At 41.5% G+C, this 20,349-nt stretch carries 18 protein-coding genes; 10 read left to right on the top strand and 8 right to left on the bottom strand.

Annotation, left to right across the window (positions count from 1 at the left end):
* Positions 1 to 52: 52 nt before the first annotated feature.
* Entirely contained in the window at positions 53 to 748 is a 696-nt protein-coding gene (locus tag V7K76_RS24065) for an SAM-dependent methyltransferase (RefSeq protein ID WP_334778111.1), read from the bottom strand.
* Positions 749 to 965: 217 nt separating this feature from the next.
* Positions 966 to 2,063, bottom strand: coding sequence for an iron-containing redox enzyme family protein (locus V7K76_RS24060; protein ID WP_334778112.1), 1,098 nt, complete (start codon positions 2,061 to 2,063; stop codon positions 966 to 968).
* A gap of 166 nt (positions 2,064 to 2,229) precedes the next feature.
* Between V7K76_RS24060 and V7K76_RS24055 the strand changes: the two genes are divergently transcribed.
* Positions 2,230 to 2,436 (top strand): hypothetical protein, encoded by a 207-nt coding sequence (locus V7K76_RS24055; RefSeq protein ID WP_334951308.1) that lies wholly within the window; start codon positions 2,230 to 2,232, stop codon positions 2,434 to 2,436.
* On the opposite strand, the gene V7K76_RS24050 is transcribed toward V7K76_RS24055, so the two are convergent.
* Both V7K76_RS24050 and V7K76_RS24045 read right to left on the bottom strand, forming a co-directional pair.
* Positions 2,402 to 4,243, bottom strand: a complete 1,842-nt coding sequence (locus tag V7K76_RS24050; protein WP_334778114.1) for a peptidoglycan D,D-transpeptidase FtsI family protein — start codon at positions 4,241 to 4,243, stop codon at positions 2,402 to 2,404. The genes V7K76_RS24055 and V7K76_RS24050 overlap by 35 nt on opposite strands.
* Before the next feature lie 96 nt (positions 4,244 to 4,339).
* Positions 4,340 to 5,020, bottom strand: a complete 681-nt coding sequence (locus V7K76_RS24045; RefSeq protein WP_334778115.1) for a hypothetical protein — start codon at positions 5,018 to 5,020, stop codon at positions 4,340 to 4,342.
* A 621-nt stretch (positions 5,021 to 5,641) separates the two neighbouring features.
* On the opposite strand from V7K76_RS24045, the gene V7K76_RS24040 reads away from it, so the two are divergent.
* The gene (locus tag V7K76_RS24040; RefSeq protein WP_334951311.1) at positions 5,642 to 5,860 is read left to right on the top strand and encodes a hypothetical protein; all 219 of its coding nucleotides are present in this window, start codon (positions 5,642 to 5,644) and stop codon (positions 5,858 to 5,860) included.
* Positions 5,861 to 6,353: 493 nt separating this feature from the next.
* A complete protein-coding gene (locus tag V7K76_RS24035; protein ID WP_334951313.1) occupies positions 6,354 to 6,686 on the top strand; it encodes a hypothetical protein in 333 nt (110 codons plus the stop codon).
* Positions 6,687 to 6,718: 32 nt separating this feature from the next.
* Here the strand turns inward: V7K76_RS24035 and V7K76_RS24030 are convergent, their stop codons facing one another.
* A complete protein-coding gene (locus V7K76_RS24030; RefSeq protein WP_334778121.1) occupies positions 6,719 to 6,943 on the bottom strand; it encodes a hypothetical protein in 225 nt (74 codons plus the stop codon).
* A gap of 26 nt (positions 6,944 to 6,969) precedes the next feature.
* Between V7K76_RS24030 and glgB the strand changes: the two genes are divergently transcribed.
* Complete coding sequence (gene glgB / locus V7K76_RS24025; protein WP_334778122.1) at positions 6,970 to 9,261, top strand: 1,4-alpha-glucan branching enzyme; 2,292 nt, start codon at positions 6,970 to 6,972, stop codon at positions 9,259 to 9,261.
* A gap of 254 nt (positions 9,262 to 9,515) precedes the next feature.
* On the opposite strand, the gene V7K76_RS24020 is transcribed toward glgB, so the two are convergent.
* From V7K76_RS24020 to V7K76_RS24010, 3 genes are read right to left on the bottom strand one after another with little or no spacing between them, the layout of a single operon-like run.
* The gene (locus V7K76_RS24020; RefSeq protein ID WP_334778123.1) at positions 9,516 to 9,716 is read right to left on the bottom strand and encodes a type II toxin-antitoxin system VapB family antitoxin; all 201 of its coding nucleotides are present in this window, start codon (positions 9,714 to 9,716) and stop codon (positions 9,516 to 9,518) included.
* Positions 9,717 to 9,744: 28 nt separating this feature from the next.
* Positions 9,745 to 10,107 (bottom strand): response regulator transcription factor, encoded by a 363-nt coding sequence (locus V7K76_RS24015; protein WP_334778124.1) that lies wholly within the window; start codon positions 10,105 to 10,107, stop codon positions 9,745 to 9,747.
* A gap of 47 nt (positions 10,108 to 10,154) precedes the next feature.
* Positions 10,155 to 11,540, bottom strand: coding sequence for a response regulator (locus tag V7K76_RS24010; RefSeq protein WP_334778125.1), 1,386 nt, complete (start codon positions 11,538 to 11,540; stop codon positions 10,155 to 10,157).
* 757 nt (positions 11,541 to 12,297) lie between these two features.
* On the opposite strand from V7K76_RS24010, the gene V7K76_RS24005 reads away from it, so the two are divergent.
* The 6 genes from V7K76_RS24005 to V7K76_RS23980 all read left to right on the top strand — a co-directional run bounded on the left by V7K76_RS24005 (position 12,298) and on the right by V7K76_RS23980 (position 20,166).
* Positions 12,298 to 12,972, top strand: a complete 675-nt coding sequence (locus tag V7K76_RS24005; RefSeq protein ID WP_334778165.1) for a vWA domain-containing protein — start codon at positions 12,298 to 12,300, stop codon at positions 12,970 to 12,972.
* Between the two features lie 49 nt (positions 12,973 to 13,021).
* Positions 13,022 to 13,804 (top strand): PP2C family serine/threonine-protein phosphatase, encoded by a 783-nt coding sequence (locus V7K76_RS24000; protein WP_334778126.1) that lies wholly within the window; start codon positions 13,022 to 13,024, stop codon positions 13,802 to 13,804.
* A gap of 56 nt (positions 13,805 to 13,860) precedes the next feature.
* The gene (locus tag V7K76_RS23995; protein WP_334778127.1) at positions 13,861 to 16,026 is read left to right on the top strand and encodes a tetratricopeptide repeat protein; all 2,166 of its coding nucleotides are present in this window, start codon (positions 13,861 to 13,863) and stop codon (positions 16,024 to 16,026) included.
* 494 nt (positions 16,027 to 16,520) lie between these two features.
* Entirely contained in the window at positions 16,521 to 17,294 is a 774-nt protein-coding gene (gene rfbF, locus V7K76_RS23990; RefSeq protein ID WP_334778128.1) for a glucose-1-phosphate cytidylyltransferase, read from the top strand.
* A 207-nt stretch (positions 17,295 to 17,501) separates the two neighbouring features.
* Entirely contained in the window at positions 17,502 to 18,716 is a 1,215-nt protein-coding gene (lhgO, locus tag V7K76_RS23985; RefSeq protein ID WP_334778129.1) for an L-2-hydroxyglutarate oxidase, read from the top strand.
* 421 nt (positions 18,717 to 19,137) lie between these two features.
* On the top strand, positions 19,138 to 20,166 hold the full coding sequence (locus V7K76_RS23980) for an NAD-dependent epimerase/dehydratase family protein (protein WP_334778130.1): 1,029 nt from the start codon (positions 19,138 to 19,140) through the stop codon (positions 20,164 to 20,166).
* Positions 20,167 to 20,349 lie beyond the last annotated feature (183 nt).

Genomic DNA, 20,349 nt, shown 5'->3' with positions numbered 1-20,349 from the left:
AAGATTCCCAACTGATTCATTCAACAAGTTAGGAATCTGAGACTCTCAATTTTCACAAACTAGTCATCACCTGAGCTAATTGATTAGATAAATCAATTGCAGACTCCTGGTATTTCTTAAATAAAACTCCAGCTAAAAAATAATAATTGCCAGAATAAAATGCCATCTGATTTTTTTGGAGTTTTTCGATGTGCTTCTTTACCTTGGGATCAGAGCTATAGTAGCCAAACTGCAAAGGTAACACCATGAAATTTTGAACATAATAACCATTTTCTTTTGCTATGTTCAACGTATTTATGGGATTAGAAAAGCTAGATATTAAAAGCAACACATTTTCATAACCTAACGATAAAAGCTCATTAGTAATTGTGGCTCCATCTACACCCCCAAATAAGAGTGGCATATAAATATCATTATCTGGTGCGGGGAGATAGGGAGGATTGGCTACAAGATACTTGGCATCTGGTTGAGAAGCATTAAACAAAGATGAATTATGGATGATATATTTATTAGCGAGATTGTATTCATCGATGGTTGAATTTGCGACTTTCCATGCAGAAGTATTTAATTCAAATCCCTGGATGACTCCATCAAAGTTGTTCCTCAATAAGGAATTAATTACAGGACTACCATCTCCTGAACCAAACTCCACAATAGATTCAGAATTTTGACAATTTCTGATCACAAAGCTTTCTAAGCAATTGGAGTAGAAATTAGATTCTTCTGGACAAAAAAAGATATCTTTCATTTGACTGCACTTCAAGGTATAAGGTATAATCAGCGTCATACAAGGTTATTCATTACCTTGTATAAAGGCAATAAAAACTATTCCTTTAGCAACCCTTTGCTAAAGAAATGTATTTGCAGGTGAGTAGGCAATAAAATGACTTATAAATGTCAAATTAAAAGGCTAAAAATAACCTGCTATTTATAGTTTTTTGGATTGTTCAAACGAGTCAAGGGACTTATTCTGCTTCGCGTATAGATCGCACAACAGCGTCAGCGGCGCGATCGCCCATGAGTTTCTCCTGGTCATAGCCGAGCAAAAGTTCCCATGCATCATTGGGATACCGTTCTGCCAAAGACAAAGCTACATCATCTAACATCCAACGGCCGTGGCGTTCATCTTCCCTGATGTGCAGTTCCCAATAACCCATCGCCGCCTCTGACAGTTCCAATCGCTGCGCCGCCGCTAGATAGTTTTTATAAGCCGCAGGGCCAGCCACCTCAAAATATGTCAACGCGCCACTGTAACGCAAGAAATAGCGTTTGCGATCGGTAGTCAGAAAGTTATGATTAGCACAAGCTAATACTTCCCAAGGAACTAAATCAAAGTATCCTTCTGGTTCAGTGTTCATGCCAAATTCAGCCAGCATTTGAGCAAAAAATGTCGAATGCTTGCGCGATAAACGACCATTACCGTATTCTTCTATTAGTACTCGCACCAGCGTACACTGCACTTCATTAGCAGCACCACCCAATACGTAGCAAAGACGACTACCTTCAACCAAGCCATCAAAGGAGCCGATCGCTAGTAAGTGACGATAGCCAGCTTCAGTCATTTCCTCACGAATGTAGTGGCTACTCTCCGACAAAGGGGGATTTAAATCGGCAGAGGCACGCTCAATTAAAGCGTGTTTTACATCCAATTGTTGCAGTGCAGCCACATCGAGTTGTGCTAATTCCCACTGTTGCCAAGCAGTTTCGATTTGGTCACGACAAGAGGATAAATACAGCGATCGCTCATTGGTATAGTTTTGCAAATCGTCGTACCAAAACAGCTTTAGCCGATTAATTCGATAAAGTATTCGTTGGAGAAAACGGTGAGCCTGTTCATCAGTGCGATCGTTTCCATAAGCGGCGCTAATTGCTCTAGAGAGCGATTGTTCAAACTCACTGGCTCTTGCAGGTTTTGCATCCAGTTTATTATCCAAATCCTCCAATGCTAGCAATTCTATAAATTGCTTCTCAGCGCGATCGTATTTGGTACTTGTTCTTTCTTCAGTTTGCGTGCTATTTTTCGCAGCCCCAGCGTTAGGAAATATAACTAAATTGCTTTGCATGGAATCTTCGGTAGCTTTAGAAAAAGTGAGAAATTACTTTCACCTCTAATATCTAGGTTTCCACACCAGTAGCTTTCTGTACCTCTTTCCCTGGTTATAAAGAAAAATTAAGTTTCAGACGAAAGGGCTATTGGGAATTGGGAATTGGGCATTGGGTATGAGTCGAATGGCACTAATAAAAGCTGAAAGCCTTGTCTCACCTCGTTCCCAGCCTCCAGGCTGGGAATGTATTCAAAGAGGCTCTGCCTCTCGTCAAAGTACTGGAGGCGGAGCCTCCCAGAATGGTTTCCCAGCCTGGAGGCTAGGAACCAGTGAAACTCCTAACTGCCAACTCCCAACTACGGCACTTTCTGCTGCTCAATCACCTTACTAGGTGGAATCTCCTCAAGAGGAATCAGGGCTTCGATTACTGACTTCACAATTGGGGCGGCGACAGTAGAACCATAAGCACTTTCTCCTTTTGGTTCATCCACCAGTGCAAATACTACATAGCGAGGAGACTCTACAGGTAAAATAGCTACGAAGCTGGTCATTCTCGCACCCTTGATATATCCGCCATTCGCACTAGCTTTTTGAGCTGTACCAGTTTTACCAGCAATGCGATATCCCGGAATTTGTGCAGCCTTCCCACTACCTTGAGTAACCACAGTTTCCATCATTTCTAGAACCTTTTGGGCTGTTGCGGCTGAGAAAATTTGGCGGGGGGTGGTGTGATTTGGTGAATCATGCATCTGCCCTTTGCTATCAATCAGCCCGCGAACTACATGGGGTGTAACCAACTTACCGCCATTAGCTAAAGCACCGTGCATTTGCACTAGCTGTAACGGTGTCATGGAAAAGCCTTGCCCAAAGGAAGTAGTAGCTGGTTCAATTGGCGAAGCGATAAATTCTTCTTGACTTTTGAGCCGTCCGCCGACTTCAAAAGGTAAATCTGTATCAACTTTTTGTCCTAGCCCCAAGCGTTCTAGCCAGTTGTAGTAAATTGAAGGCTTTAAGCGTTGGATAATTTGCACCATCCCAATGTTGCTGGAATATTGCAAAATCTGAGCGATGCTAATTCGCCCATTAGCATTATTCATGGCATTTTTGATAGTGTAATTAGCGACTCGAATAGAACCGGAGTCATTAAACATATCATCTGGTTTGATGACACCATTTTCGAGAGCGATCGCTACATTCAAAGGCTTAAAAGTCGATCCCGGTTCATAAAGATCCGCCACCGTCCAGTTTTTAAATAACGAGATATCAGCTTTACCGTATTCATTAGGATTATAAGTAGGCTGAGAAACCAGGGCGAGTAAGGAACCATCCAAGGCATCCATGACAATTACCGCCCCACGTTTAGCATCAAACTTCTGCATCTGTTGTTTGAGCGCAGTCCGAGCAATTCGTTGCAGACGGCTATCAATAGTAAGTTGTAGTTGCAAATCATCAAAATGCAAAAAACCTTCAGGTGCATGATCCGGCATCAGTACCCCATTCCCCGACCGACTAAGCCGCACCGTTTGCACAGGACGTTCTAACAACTTCTCTTGAGAATATTCCACACCTGCTTGACCACGACGGTCAACATTCACGTAGCCTACCACGTCAGAAACCAAATCATCTGGTGGATAATATCGGGAGTATTTTTGAGTCCACTCCAGACCATTTAAGCGCAAAGAGATGACGCGATCGATAATTTCTTCTGGTAAGGCTGGCGCAAGTATAATTCCGCTTCTTTTACTTTCAAAAGTTTTCACCAATTCAGCAGAATCTTTTGCCAATATTGGGGCAAGTCGCTCTGCCATATCCTCATTAGACTTATCAAACAGCTTGGGATGAGCGTACAAAGTATATACAGGACGGTCAATCGCCAGCAGATTACTATTGCGATCTACCACTGGGCGACGGGGCATAAAAGGTCGCACATTCACCATTTGCTGGTTGCGTGCCTGCTCAGTTAACTTTGGCCCCTTGACAATTTGTAAGTTATACAAATTAATCGCCAACCCCAACCCTGATGCCATTAATACGCCCCAGACGATGAACAGTCGGGACTTAATGCTGGATGTTTGGTTTTGGATACTAGAGGCTAATTTTCCCAAAAGCCCTCGTTTATCACCCTTGTCCTTGTGTCGCCCTGTAAATTTTGAATTCCGAAATTTTCTGAATTTTGTTTTGCTTGGTGACTTCTGCATTGGGTTTGTCCTTTGTCCTTTGTCTGTTGCCTTTTGTGATTAACCAGAAGTCTCAGTCCTAATGACTAATGACAAATGACAAATGACTCTTAGGGATTAGTATCCCAGTGGCGAGGGTGTTTGCGGTTGTGTTTCAGAATTTGGCGTTGTGTTAGACGATGCTTGCTTAGGACTTTGAGATACTGGAGGCAAGAAAATCACCCCTTCAGGAGTTGGCGATACCAAACCTGCTGTTGGTTGTTCTGCTTCATTAGCCATTTGATTTTTCAGTGTCGCGGTGGTTGTAGTTAGCAGCCGCTCATGACGTTGGAGGTTTTGCAGTCTGCGATATGACTGACCCCAAAGCTCTTGTGAATATACCGTCCAGCCATACACAGCAAGTGTTGATGTTACTAACAAAAACGCCAAAACTGACGAATAACGATGAAAGGTGTACAAGCGCAGCAACCACAAAGGTGTCGCTCCAGAATTAGGCATTGTGGGAAGACCAAGAAAACCTAGCCCCCTACTCTTCTGATTCGGACTCGACTGCTCATTGAGATTTGGAACTTGTCGTCTACCCAAATCTTTCACTGATTTAGCTACAGCTGGCTCATTTGTGAGAGAAACCGCTAAATTTTTCGAGGAGCGCTGTTGTCTTTGAGAGGATACTGGTGGAGAAACGCTCCGTACTGCTGACTTCAAGCGTGCAGAGCGTCGCCTCCCTAAAGAAAGGATAGAATCTCGCCGGAACCAATTAGCCTTTGCAGAAACAGTAGATTTACGAGCAACTACCATAATTTTTTTAGATGTAAAATATTGTACTTTAGATTGATTGTCTTAATTGTCTGTTTTTGCTGAGGTTAAAATCACCTTCTATACAACAAGCACACATAACAGGCTACACCCTTTTAACTTTTCTGATAGGTATAGGATTCGTACTTGATTGCGTGAAAAAACTCAGTACACGTCTATTCCCTTCTTCCCTGTTCCCTATTCCCCGTTCCCTGTTCCCTCCCCATACAAGTAAGTTCAGTAATCAAATCGGATTCCTATAGCTGTACCAGTGTTTGCATCCCCTAGATATCCAATGTTTGTAATCAGCGATTAAAAATTGCACAGCTTAACCTTTAGGTATCGCACCTAAAGTATGGCAACGTCGAGTAGCAAGGTGCAATACTCTATGAAAAAAATAAAAATTTTTGCTATCATAGCTCGGTTTGCTAGAGAATTTGGTAATTTTCGTTTTGCTCCTGAGTTGAAGAGAAACTCAGCAGGATGCGTAATCTGAAAAAGAATACCCCGAAGGATTGTTTTTTTTAAGTATGTAATCTCGCAGAATTAAAAAAAAGCAATAAATACGGTATCGTATTCAACAGGCGAAAAATTGTTCTAGCCACAATTGGTGAAAGAGGAGTTATGAAAACAAAAATCTTTGGTTTTGCTCTAATGTTAAGTCTGGCTGCAATTCTCGGAGCCTGTGAAGGTGGTGGTGGTGGTGGTGGTGGTACTGGTACTGCTACTCCTGCTGCTACAGGTGAACCAACTGATGCACCTGCTCCTGGTTCTACTCCTGCAACGACTCCCGTAGCACCTGCAACGACTCCCGCTGCTACTCCCACTGCTACTCCTAAATAAGGCATCTTAAACTTTAGTTTAAATCACGCCCAGAACTGCTTAGTGACAACGTTCCTGATTACATAGCTGAAATTAATTAGGTTCGCGTAAAAACCTGCATGTTTTATGTTGGCTCAAATATCAGCTAAGTAGGGCAAGAAGTAGAGGACACTGGTAAAGAGGGTTCCTTCCTCAACCAAGTGTCCGCCTGATAAAACTTTGTTTCTAATCCAAGTGAGTTGAGTTATGTAAATCTCAGCCATTTTGTACGCAAGATACTTCCTTCTTTTGGTATTTTGAATTGCTGAGACTACTGAGTTTTGAGAGGGCAAAATAATTTAATTTATTGCGATCGCTAACTGGCAATTGCTCTTGAGCATTCCCTGTAGTCTATCCTGTATCAGGAAAGACCTGGTAATGTCACTTGATATTGCCAGATTTTTATTGCAAAAATTTAGGTATGGGGCATGGGAAAAATAGATTTTCATCCTGCGTTGTGAACGCAGTTTAGAATATGGGGAGAGTGAAAGCGAGAAAGGCGATAAAATTACTGAGCTTAATTGTGATTAGTGCAACTTTGCTTGTATTGAGTAGCTATTGGGGGTCATCTGTAATCGCATTACCGCCACCAGAGGATACACCAGAAGAAATATTACGGATACAGATTATCATAGAAGCGCGATCGCCTATTGATGGAAAATTCCTCACAGCTGCCGAATACATCCAGTTGCAAGCCCAGCTGCAAGAAGTCCCGCCACCAAAACTAGACCCCAAAATTCGAGAACAGATTTACTTGCTTCGCTTACGTAAAACATTATTTCAGTTTTTCCCATTTTTAAATTTTTGACAAATTACTCAATAGTCATTAGTCATTAGTCATTAGTCATCGTCTGCCCCAGTCCCCAATCCCCAATCCCCAATCCCCAATCCCCAATCCCCAGTCCCCAATCCCCAATCCCCAGTCCCCAATCCCCAATCCCCAATCCCCAATCCCCAATCCCCAATCCCCAATGCCCCATTCTGATGTAGGATAACGGTGGCGACAAAATTGCAAATAAATGTAAAGAATATATATAGATAGTTTAAAAAAGTAGATTTAGTCAATCACGTTATTTCACTTAGGTAGCTTCATGTCCATAACCACGATCGCCCCTGAACAGGTTAACAGCATCGTTTGGAATCAGCATAACGATCCCTTTGAAATACTAGGTTCTCATCCCATAGAACAAGACGGTAAAACTGTCTGGGCTGTGCGGGCCTACTTACCAAATGCAAATGCAGCATGGGTTGTTCTTCCTGAACAACGGAAGGAATACCCAATGCAAACGGTGCATCATCCCCACTTTTTTGAATGCACCATTGAAACCGCACAACTGGCAAACTACCAGTTACGTATTCAAGAAGGGGAGCATGAGCGTGTCATTTATGACCCTTACGCTTTCCGTTCACCCAACTTGACAGACTTTGACCTACATTTATTTAGTGAAGGCAACCATCACCGGATATATGAAAAACTGGGAGCGCATCCCACAGTAATAGACGGTGTTAAAGGCGTTTATTTTGCCGTTTGGGCACCCAACGCTCGTAATGTCTCATTGTTGGGAGACTTTAATCTCTGGGATGGACGTAAAAACCAGATGCGTAAAGGCCCTACCGGAGTTTGGGAATTGTTTATTCCTGAAATCGGTGTGGGAGAGCATTATAAATATGAAATCAAAAATTTTGAAGGACACATTTACGAAAAATCCGATCCTTATGGTTTCCAGCAGGAACCCCGCCCGAAAACGGCATCCATTGTCACTAATTTAGATGCTTACAGTTGGAATGACGAAAGCTGGATGGAAAAGCGGCGTCGCACTGACCCTCTTACCCAGCCTGTCTCAGTCTACGAAGTGCATTTAGGCTCTTGGTTACACGCTTCGAGTGCAGAACCAGCAAAACTCCCCAATGGTGAAACTGAACCTGTAGTTATCGTTTCAGAAATTAAGCCCGGCGCACGGTTCCTTACTTACCGAGAACTTGCTGACCGAATCATTCCTTATGTCAAAGAATTAGGATACACCCATCTAGAATTGCTGCCCATTGCAGAGCATCCCTTTGATGGTTCTTGGGGTTATCAGGTAACTGGTTACTATGCCCCTACCTCCCGTTTCGGCAGCCCCGAAGATTTCATGTATTTTGTTGACAAATGTCACCAAAATGATATAGGGGTAATTGTAGATTGGGTTCCTGGTCACTTCCCTAAAGATGGGCATGGTTTAGCTTTCTTTGATGGTAGCCACCTATACGAACACGCCGACCCCCGCAAAGGCGAACACAAAGGATGGGGTACTTTGGTGTTCAACTACGGTCGCCATGAAGTCAGTAATTTCTTAGCAGCAAATGCCCTCTTCTGGTTTGATAAATACCACATTGACGGGCTTCGTGTCGATGCTGTTGCCTCGATGCTGTATAACGACTATTGCCGCGAACCAGGAGAATGGCTGCCCAATAAGTACGGTGGCAGAGAAAACCTAGAAGCAGCAGATTTTCTGCGTCAAGTAAATCACATTATCTTTAGCTATTTCCCCGGCATTCTCTCAATTGCAGAAGAATCTACTTCCTGGCCAATGGTATCTTGGCCCACCTACACAGGCGGACTGGGCTTTAACTTAAAGTGGGATATGGGCTGGATGCACGATATGCTGGATTATTTCAGCATGGACCCTTGGTTCCGCCAGTTCCACCAAAACAATATCACCTTTAGTATGTGGTACAACCACAGCGAGAACTTCATGCTGGCTTTGTCCCACGATGAAGTGGTGCATGGCAAGAGCAATATCATCGGCAAAATGCCGGGGGATACATGGCAGAAGTTAGCTAATGTGCGTTGTTTATTTAGCTATATGTTTGCTCACCCAGGCAAGAAAACCATGTTTATGAGCATGGAGTTTGGGCAGTGGAGTGAGTGGAATGCTTGGGCAGATTTGGAGTGGCATTTATTGCAGCATGAAGCCCACCAAAAGTTAAAAACGTTTTTCCAAGAATTGAACCATCTCTACCGTTCTGAGCCAGTTTTGTACACCCAGGATTTTGCTGAACCGGGGTTTGAGTGGATTGATTGTAGCGATAATCGCCATAGTGTAGTTTCCTTCATGCGTCGCGACAAGGATTCTGATGATTTCGCGATCGTCGTTTGCAATTTTACACCACAACCCCATTCTCATTACCGCATTGGTGTACCGCAAAAGGGATTTTATACTGAGTTGTTCAATAGTGATGCGCGTCAGTATGGCGGCAGCAATATGGGCAACTTAGGTGGTAAATGGACGGATGATTGGTCTTTGCACAGTCGTCCTTATTCTCTGGATTTGTGTTTGCCACCTTTGGGTGTGTTGATTCTCAAGCTGGATAAGAAGAAGACTGCTGAGGTGATTGGATAATAATTTGGGGTGGGCATTGCCCACCCTTAATTTTTGTTTAAGAGAACTCCACAAAATAAATGATCCAAAACCCGTCATTGGGCATTTTTTAACGTGGAGTACTCTAAAGAAAAAGAAAAATGGTCACAGAGCAACTAAATTTATTTATGGAATGAAATAAAAACATTTATTTCGAGACGTGCAGCGCTTGCACAAGTTAAAAGTTAAAATAAACTAAGAAGTTTATCAATATTTTTACTTTTTACTTCTTAATTTCATCTACTCCGGCGCTGCTGCTTGTAGTCAAAATTATCATCGTATTCAATCGTGCCAAATAGTTCCAGAATTTTCAATTGCTTTCGACATTGCACATACTCTCGTAATGCCTCTTCAATAACGGCATCCTTAGTTAGATGACCACCAAGTTTGAGAGCTTCCTTAATTAAATTTTCGTCAATTTCTAGATTAGTAACCATGTGCAGATTATTTCCCACTCCCCATTTTCTACTCTACAAGAGATTTGACCGCATTTAGTAATTGCTGTTTCGTAAAAGGCTTAGTTAAATAAACATTTGCACCTTGCCTCATTCCCCAAATCCGGTCAATGGGCTGATTTTTAGAACTACAAATAATAATTGGCACTTTTTGAGTTGCTGGATTTTTTTTCAGTTGGCGACAGAATTCAAAACCGCTAATTTCTGGCATTACTACATCAGTAATAATTGCATCTGGCTGGTGATTTATTGCCTTACTCATCCCATCTTTAGCATCATAAGCTTTAATTACCGTGTGTCCGCTGTCTCTTAAAAAACTATTGATTAACTCCAACTGAGAAGGAGCATCTTCGACAACTAAAACCGTAGCCATATTTATTTGTACTCCTTAGCTTAAAGTCGTTATATTTTACCGTTAATTTAAGCCAAATGCATGAAAACTATTTTTAGTAATTCGGCGCGGGTAAACGGTTTAGTCAGATATCCAGATGCCCCGACTAATTTCGCTTTTACTTTGTCTATAATTCCTTTATTACCAGTGACAAAGATGATAGGAGTTTTCTGAAATATTGAATTATTTCGTATAATCCGACACAACTCATAACCATCGATTCCTAGCATGTTTAAATCCAGCAAAATTAAGTCTGGTTTATGCCTTATAATTGACAAAACTGCTTTTACTGGGTCGTTGATAGTCACTACAGAAAAATTTTCGTTTTCTAAGAAATAGCTAATTTCTTTAAGAATTGTCGGGCTATCATCTACAGAAACGATTTTATGGACTTTTTTTGCTGTGACAGTAGCAGCCGTTACTCTTTGGGAAGCAGGATTTATGCTATTTGATATTGTTGGTTCCTGAAAGTTTTCTTTTGAAGGAGTAGAAATCTGTGGTAATCGCTGAACAGGAACTATTTTCTCTTCAGGAATATTGGGGTAAGAATTGACAGTAGTGCTTAGTTCTTGTTTGGTGTCAACTAACCCTGAAATCAATTTTGAGAAAAGCGATTGCTCCTCAAAAATCTTTGGTAATCTATCATAAGGTGGATCGGGTTCATGTAAGATAATCGCACCCTGAAGGATGTAAGGGTATAAATTGTGAGCCAGTTGGATTTCATCTTGATTCAAAATTGTAGCTAGATGACACAGGCTAAAACCCTTCATCCAAGTAGTTAAATCTGGCTGAAGTTTTGGTAAATCTTGGTTCTCAAGTTTACTGCTAATCAACAGATATGGACGTTGATATGGAGAAGAAATTTGGGGAACAAAAGCTTGCCAATTCTGTAATCTTAGTTGGCAACGATCTAGAATCTTTTCTACATCTAGCCTGCAAATTTTTGTCATTCTACTAAGCGGTTCTGCTAATTCATAACTACCTTCTTTGATTAGCAAAAATGATTCAATCACTTCTTTAACTAATTCTTGAACCAGCACTACTGCTTGCGTAGAATGTAGATGTTGTTGACTAACAAGCCAAGATATAGCCTGATACTCAGGAGGATAGTTTCTCGAACTGTTGTCATCTTCGATTAACTGACTGTGTACATCAGGTTCAAACATCAGCCTGACTTGAACACGAACTTCACTGCTAAGGAGTGGAATTTGGTGACTGAGGCGACGTAAATGGCGTTCTAGTCTATCAAAAGGTTCTACTGAATGGGTGGCGTAGGTTATTTTGCCCTGTTCTAAGTAAATTGACCAAGAAACTGAGTTACTCAATGCTTGCAAACAAGTACTGTCGGAGCAATTGGATAACTGTCTTAACAAACTGAGAGGACGTAGTTGGGTGAATGCGCCTGAGTTATTCATATTTTTCAAGTTTTTTTGCGGAATCAAGAATCGAACATTTGTAGATTAAAAATATCAGTTATGAAGTATTTTCTTCTTTGTAATATTTCTCTACGCACAAATTATTTCTTTGAAAATATGTATATATATTAAAAACTATAAATTTTATAACCGATTTGTTACATTTGGCATGTCCTACTTAATTTATCTCAAAAAATAATTAGTGGGTATGAATAAAAGTAAATAATTATCACGGCTAGACTAACAGTCTATGTTAGTTGCTTCTAACCTTTACTGACTACTGACGAGTCTTGGGTGAAGACCTTAAATAATGACGTTTATTTATGCCTACTCAGAAAAGCAAGCAAATTTGATTCCAAGTTAGCGCAGTTACACTGGTATACTTCTAGAGTTAACGATCTGAATTATGGTTAATTACTTTTATCTTAAGGAACAGTTCTTCTACATAAAATCTTTAAAAAGTTATCTAGGAAAGTTTATGTATTTATTGTACTGTAGGTTTAATGGATATAAATTTTTGGTAGATACATTACAACAGGTAATGCTAAATTTTGATAAACTATTTTTTGCTAAACTAAAATGTACTCAAGTTCTTCTTAAATATATAGAGAACTTCATGAAAATAATTTGTTTAATAAAGATTAGAGCATCTACCACTAGATACTATATTCTATAGTCGCCGAAGCGACTGGCTGAAATTACATACTCTCGATCAAAGGGAAATAAAGCTTTGAACTTTAACATAACACAAAAAGTTATGCATGATACATTAAGACTTGATGAAGTAGTAGAATTTGCTGAGAACCCAGAGCCACGTTGTCCTTGTGTACTTCTATTAGACACATCTGGGTCGATGCAAGGAGATCCAATTGAGGCTTTAAATCAAGGTTTACTCAGCCTAAAGGATGAATTAGTCAAAAATTCCTTAGCTGCAAGACGAGTGGAAGTAGCGATCGTCACTTTTGATAGTAATATCAATGTAGTACAAGACTTTGTGACTGCCGATCAATTCAATCCGCCGATTTTGACAGCACAGGGCTTGACTACAATGGGTGCGGGAATTCATAAAGCTTTGGACATCATTCAAGAGCGGAAATCTCAGTATCGTGCCAATGGCATTGCTTACTATCGTCCTTGGGTGTTTATGATTACCGATGGAGAACCGCAAGGCGAGTTAGAACATATTGTAGAGCAGGCATCCCAGCGCCTACAGGGAGATGAAGCGAATAAGCGCGTAGCATTTTTTACGGTAGGCGTAGAAAATGCGAATATGACCCGTTTAAATCAAATAGCTGTACGTACTCCCCTGAAGCTCAAAGGGCTGAACTTTATCGAGATGTTTGTCTGGCTGTCAACTAGTATGTCAGCTGTTTCTCATTCTCAGGTAGACGAACAGGTAGCACTACCGCCGATTGGTTGGGGGACTGTTTAATTAAAATTGCAGCTTGGTATTTACACAGCCAGCTGCTGGAAAAAAATCTATGAACATATCAAAACAGATTACTCAATGGCGGATTGTGGCTGCATCTGTATGTGGTACAAGTCACTTAAAAAACAATCAATTATGTCAGGATGCTCATCATTGGCAGATATTGTCAGATAACGTTTTGGTGGCGGCGGCAGCAGATGGTGCGGGTTCTGCTAGCCTGGGAAAAGTGGGAGCAATGATTGCTGTGGAGACAGCAATAGAAAACATTTCAACCATTGGGCTGAACCGAAAAAGTTTGAGTGATGATGTCTACGTGCGATCGCTTTTAAATGATGCCATATTAGCTGCTAAAAAAGCTGTAGAAGCTGAGGCAGCTAATTCAGACAAACAGCCTCAAGATTTAGCAACTACCTTAATTATTACGGTTGCCACACCAGAAGTTGTCGCTGTAGCCCAGATAGGTGATGGTTTGGCAGTGGCAAAAGATCGTCTGGGCAATCTATTGGCACTGACTATGCCTGATAGCGGTGAATATATCAACGAAACTACTTTTTTAACTTCGCCCAACGCCATAGACAGAGCGCAGATGAGATTATGGCGCACAGACATAGTAAATGTTGGCATCATTACCGACGGACTACAAATGTTGGCTTTGAATATGGTTGTTGGCGAACCTCACAAGCCATTCTTTTTTCCCCTGTTTGAATTTGTCGCCAATACCGAAGATAAGACATTAGCTAAGGAGCAATTGGTAAAATTTTTACGCTCAGAGCGGATTACCCAACGCACTGACGATGATTTGACACTCATTATAGCCGCATTCAACGACTTATAAGCAATAAATTTACAGGTTTCTCATCTTAAATAACTCCCGTTAGCGGTAATTTCATTATGCAGGTACTACGTTGTTCCCCTAGAAAAGAAATCCTCAGCCTCAATGTCAGTTTGGGGCGTGGCGGTGAAGCTTGTGTTTACACAGTGCCATCCGATAACAACTTGGTGGCGAAGATTTACCACAAGCCAACCACTGCCCATGCTGATAAACTCCAGGCGATGCTAGCCAACCCGCCAGAAAACCCAACGGCTAGTTTGGGGCATATATCTATCGCTTGGCCAGAAGATTTATTACGGGCGGCAGATGGCAAAAATAGCATCCTGGGGTTTTTGATGCCACGCATTCAAGGGATGCGTCCCATCATCGACTTTTACAACCCCAGAACCCGTCGCCAACACTGCCCCCTATTCAACTATCAGTACCTGCTCCGCACGGCGCGTAACCTAGCGGCGGCTTTTGCAGCTTTGCACGCTAGTGGATATTGTATTGGTGATGTCAACGAGTCCAATATTCTCGTTAGTGACACCGCACTGGTGACTTTGATAGACACAGACTCTTTCCAAGTACCAGACCCAAACAACAATATTGTTTATCGCTGTCCGGTGGGTAAACCAGAGTTTACTCCACCAGAACTACAGAATAAAACTTTTGCCCAACACGATCGCGAAATCTCTCACGATTTATTTGGGTTATCGGTGCTAGTCTTTCAACTCTTAATGGAAGGCACTCACCCATTTTCGGGGATATTTCAAGGCGCGATTGAGCCACCACCATACGAAGCACGTATTGCATCGGGTCATTTCACTTACAGCGAAAAGCGTTACGTACCCTACTTACCGACACCAATTGCACCCCCTTGGGAAATTCTCCATCCCGGCTTACAAGAATTATTTATCCGTTGTTTTGAAGAGGGTCACAACAACCCACAACTGCGCCCCAGTGCCCAAACTTGGCTTTCAGCAATCGCGGAAGCCGAAGATTCCCTGATTACCTGCACGACAAATCCCCAGCATCGCTACAACAACCACATGCGTAGCTGTCCGTGGTGTGAACGTACCGTGCGATTAGGTGGACGCGACCCCTTTCCATCACATCGGGCTATAGAAGCTAAAGAACATTTACAACCGCGAATTAAACCGAGAAAACACTACAATCAGACACCGCATTTTCCGCAACGTGGTCTGTCACCGCAGCTAAATTACTGGCAACCAATAATTACCCCTAGCGGTTCATCTTATAAACCTTCCAAGAAATCAAAATTGTATCCGGTTGTTTTCTGCTTGCTGGGTTTTGGTCTATTGGGATATGCGGACTTAATGATTAAATTTACTCAGCCGTTGGTATCCCAAAATGCCTACACCCAACAAACAATCAATTCTCTCAAGCCAAATAACAAACTTAGCTTCGCTGATTCCTATCAGCAAGGTTATATTGCTTACAAAGAGCGAGACTATGACAAAGCAATTGTCAGCTTTACCGAAGCGATTGAACAAGAACCTACACAGGCCAGAGCAATTGTAAATCGTGGTAATGCTCGCTATAACCTGAAAGACTATGAAGGAGCAGTTGCAGATTATAGCCAAGCTCTCCAAATCAATCCCAATCAAATCAAAGCTTTGGTGAATCGGGGTAATGCCCGCTATATGCTTGCCGAATATAGCAACGATCCCGATCAAGAGTATAAACTAGCGATCGCTGACTATAATCAGGCTATTGGTCTGGATAAGAATGAAATTGAAGCTTATATCAGACGGGGAATTGTCCGCGCCCAAATGGCTAAATATAGCGGTGAATCTCAACAAGTTTACAAAAGAGCGATCGCAGATTTTACTTACGCCATCAAACTTAATATATCCAAAGCCGAAGCTTACTTTCAGCGTGGTGCTGTCTATTATCAAATTGCTCAATATAGTAGCAATTATGAGCAAGAATATCATCAAGCGATCGCTGACTTTAACCAAGCATTAATCCTCAGCCCCAAACTAGCAAAAGCATATCTCAAACGAGGTATGGTTCGCTACGAACTGGCACAATATGGCGGTAGTGAATCTAGCAAAAACCAGACGAAAGCTGTCGAAGACATACAGGCATCTGCCAAAATCTTTCTTGAGCAAAATGACATGGATAATTATCAGCAATCACTCAGTAACTTATGTGTAGTCGTAGAAAATAAATGCGATCCTTTATTCCAAGGAGCAAATAATGCGGAAAAAACTAACTAGAAACAAGTAGTTTTTGTTACCTGCATATTTTTGGTTTTGATTGAAAAAATCAAGCCTGACTAGGGTTAGCTGGTGCTAATCCTAGCTATTTTATTGGTAATATTTTTATTCAATTAATTAAGTAGTTTATTTTCATGTTTATAGATATTCATACAGCTTTTATATAGAAAAGATTTTAATTTATATTTCCTTTATAATTTTGGCGGAAATTACAGTTAGATTATTGACGGAGAAAAAGAAATCAGAAATCAATTTTCCTCCATCTAAGTGCATCCTCTTCATGTCGATAAAGTTAACCAATTTTAGATTTTAGGTTTGCGGTTTGGGATTAGTCATTGAACGTCACGAGCGTTAGAGTAGATTTATTACACCCACTTTCATAACCGGGTATGTACCAAAAAACTCTTTTAATCTAAAATCCAAAATCCAAAATCCAAAATCTGAAATTGGCACGGTCAAATAATTATATCCCTACAAATCTCCGAGGTAATTGCATGAAAGCGGTGATTTTGGCTGGAGGTCTTGGTACACGCCTCAGTGAAGAAACTAGTATCAGACCTAAGCCGATGGTTGAAATTGGTGGTAAGCCAATTCTCTGGCACATCATGAAAACTTACTCAGCCCACGGCATTAATGACTTCATTATTTGTTGTGGTTACAAAGGTTACGTCATTAAAGAGTATTTTGCTAACTACTTTTTACACATGTCAGATGTTACCTTTGACATGCGCTTTAACCAGATGAACGTGCATTCTGGTTATGCAGAACCCTGGCGCGTCACCTTAGTAAATACAGGTGATAATACCATGACAGGCGGACGCTTAAAGCGAATCAGCGAACATCTTGGTAATGAGACTTTTTGCTTTACTTATGGTGATGGTGTAAGTAATATTAATATCACAGAGCTAGTTAACTTTCACAAACAGCAAAAGAGCTTAGGAACACTCACAGCCGTTCAACCAGCCGGACGTTTTGGTGCTATTTCTTTAGGATATGAGCAAACCAAAATCACCAGCTTTCGGGAAAAGCCGGAAGGTGATGGAGCTTGGATTAATGGCGGTTATTTTGTGTTAGAACCAGAAGTAATCAACTTAATTGCTGATGACTCTACAGTGTGGGAGCAAGAGCCATTAGAAAAGCTAGCTGATATGGAACAGCTATCTGCTTTCAGACATGAAGGGTTTTGGCAACCAATGGATACTTTACGCGATAAAAACTATCTCGAAGGGCTGTGGAAAAACAATCAGGCTCCTTGGAAGGTATGGTAAGGGGATTGGGGACTGGGGATTGGGGACTGGGGACTAGGGACTGGGGATTGGGGATTGGGGATTGGGAAGATTTGAATGAAGATTCACATCCAAACCAAATCTTACTCATATTTTCTTACCCAGTACCCAGTACCCAGTACCCAGTACCCAGTACCCAATCCCAAATAACTTTATAGATTGACTGTAATTTGAAGTGCGATAATACTAATGTATGATTTTGCGATTATCGGTGGGGGAATAGTTGGACTCTCGACAGCGTTGGCTTTAGGAAAACGCTATCCCAATGCCCGGATTTTAGTACTAGAAAAAGAGAGTCAATGGGCATTTCACCAAACTGGCAATAATAGCGGGGTAATTCATTCTGGTATTTACTACAAACCAGGAAGTTTCAAAGCTAAATTTTGTCGTGATGGTTCTCGCTCAATGGTAGAATTTTGCCGAGAGCATGGAATTGACCATGAAGTTTGTGGGAAAGTGATTGTCGCAACTGAAGAACAAGAGCTACCACGCTTAGAAAATCTCTACAAACGCGGCTTAGACAATGGCATAGAAGTCCAGAGAATCAGCCCCGAAGAAGTCAAGGAAATTGAACCTCACGTAAGATGTGTAGGTGGAATTCGGGTATCCTCAACTGGCATTGTTAATTACAAGCAAGTTTGTTTAAAATATGCCCAGCTAATTCAACAGCAGGGTGGGGATTTACACCTCAATACAAAAGTCCTGAAAATCTCTGCAAGTGGTAAAAATCAGGTATTGCAAACAAACAAAGGTAACTTTGAAACCCGCTTTGTAATTAATTGTACTGGATTGCATAGCGATCGCACCGCCAAACTAGGGCAAGTTGAACCCCAAGCCAAAATTGTCCCATTCCGGGGAGAATACTACGAACTCACCCCAGAAAAACGCTATCTGGTTAAGACACTAATTTACCCAGTTCCCAATCCAGATTTCCCCTTCTTGGGTGTCCACTTCACCCGAATGATTGATGGTAGCGTTCATGCAGGGCCAAACGCGGTTCTATCGCTCAAACGCGAAGGTTACAAAAAAACCGACTTTGACTTACGAGATTTTCTGGAAGTTATCACCTATCCCGGTTTTTGGAAGTTAGCAGCCAAACACGCTGATGAAGGCATCCAAGAAATCATTCGTTCCTTTAGTAAAGCAGCCTTCACCAGAAGTTTGCAAAAACTAATTCCCGAAGTTCAAGCACAAGACTTAGTTCCCACCCATGCAGGTGTTCGCGCTCAAGCCTTAATGAACGATGGCAAGCTTGTAGACGACTTTTTGATTGTTTCTGGTCAAAACTCCATTCATGTTTGCAATGCTCCTTCTCCGGCTGCCACATCTTCTCTAGAAATTGGCAAAGCGCTTGTGGCAGAAATTCCACAACTTTCCCATCTAAATAGTGTGGTAACTGCATAGATAACATCGTTATTATTTCCGGGACTGCTGAATTAAGGGATGAATCTTGTATAGTGGGCATCTTTTCTTTATCCACCTAGAAATACAAGAGACTGGTAAGATACCCATCCCACAAGATAAAAAGTGTAGTGCATCAATTAAGAACCGCTATAGAGTGCTGCTACCTAATGGGTTAGTCGGCAAACTGTTATACATAGCGCTTCTGGTTTTAGTCCAATGACCTAACCCCCAACCCCTTCCCTACAAGGGAATGGGAGTAAGATTCAAAGCCTCTCTCCTCTTAGGAGAGAGGAATGGAAGTGAGGTCGAGTTATTGCATACAAACGAAAAATATAGCGGTTCCCTCTTGGATGCAACACCCAATAGGGCGAACATCTGTGCGTCCCTAATTTAACTCATCAATACAAAGGAATTAACCACAATGAAAATATTAGTAACTGGAACAGAAGGCTATCTAGGTTCGTTATTACCCCCTTTGTTAATTGAACGAGGACATGAAGTTATTGGTCTAGATACCGGCTTCTATAAAGTTGGTTGGCTGTACAACGCTAGTGGCGTGACACCCAAAACCCTCAATAAAGATATCCGCAACATCACCCCTGATGATTTGGAAGGTATTGAAGCCATAGTTCACATGGCGGAACTCTCCAACGATCCAGCCGGACAATTGGCACCAAATATTACCTACGAAATTAATCATGTCGGTTCAGTTCGTCTAGCTAGTCTGGCTAAGGCTATGGGTGTGCGTCGCTTCGTATATATGTCTTCATGCAGTGTCTACGGTGTTGCTACCGCCGGTGATGTCACAGAAGAATCCTCAGTTAATCCCCAAACAGCCTACGCAGAATGCAAAACTCTCGTAGAAAAAGATGTCAGACCACTCGCTGACGATGACTTCTCTCCCACCTTTATGCGGAATGCTACAGCCTTTGGTGCTTCTCCCAGAATGCGTTTTGATATTGTTTTAAACAACTTAGCTGGCTTGGCATGGACTAGCAAAGAAATCAAAATGATTAGTGATGGTACACCTTGGCGGCCATTAGTCCACGCATTAGATATTTGCAAAGCCATAGTCTGCACCTTAGAAGCACCACGCGACATTGTACATAACCAAATCTTCAACGTGGGAGATACAGCAAATAACTATCGCGTTAAAGAAATCGCAGAAATTATTGCTGATATTTTCCCCGATTGTAAATTGTCCTTTGGTGACAACAGCGCAGATAACCGCAGCTATCGCGTATCCTTCGAGAAAATCAACACAATCCTACCTGGATTTAAATGTGATTGGAATGCCCGACTTGGTGCCCAGCAACTATTTGATTTATTTAGTCAAATACACATGGCTGAAGATACTTTCTTGTTTAGAGGATTTACTCGTTTAAAACAGCTAGAGTATCTGATTCGGACAGAGCAAATTGACAAAGATTTCTTCTGGAATAAGAAGTAACTAGAGTTAGCTATTAGTGTGTAAACAAAAAAATAATTGTAGGAAATAGTCGTAATTTTTGTTTTAAAAATCAGGTATGAATTGCGAAACTACGAGAGTAAAATATACACACTAATAGCAGCATAAAAAAGGTTTTCAGACCTATTTCATCCATCAAATTATTTGCAATCAGTGACTTGAAAA

The sequence above is a fragment of the Nostoc sp. genome, assembly GCF_036917975.1.
Taxonomy (GTDB): domain Bacteria; phylum Cyanobacteriota; class Cyanobacteriia; order Cyanobacteriales; family Nostocaceae; genus Nostoc.
This window is presented reverse-complemented; position numbering and strand designations above follow the sequence as displayed.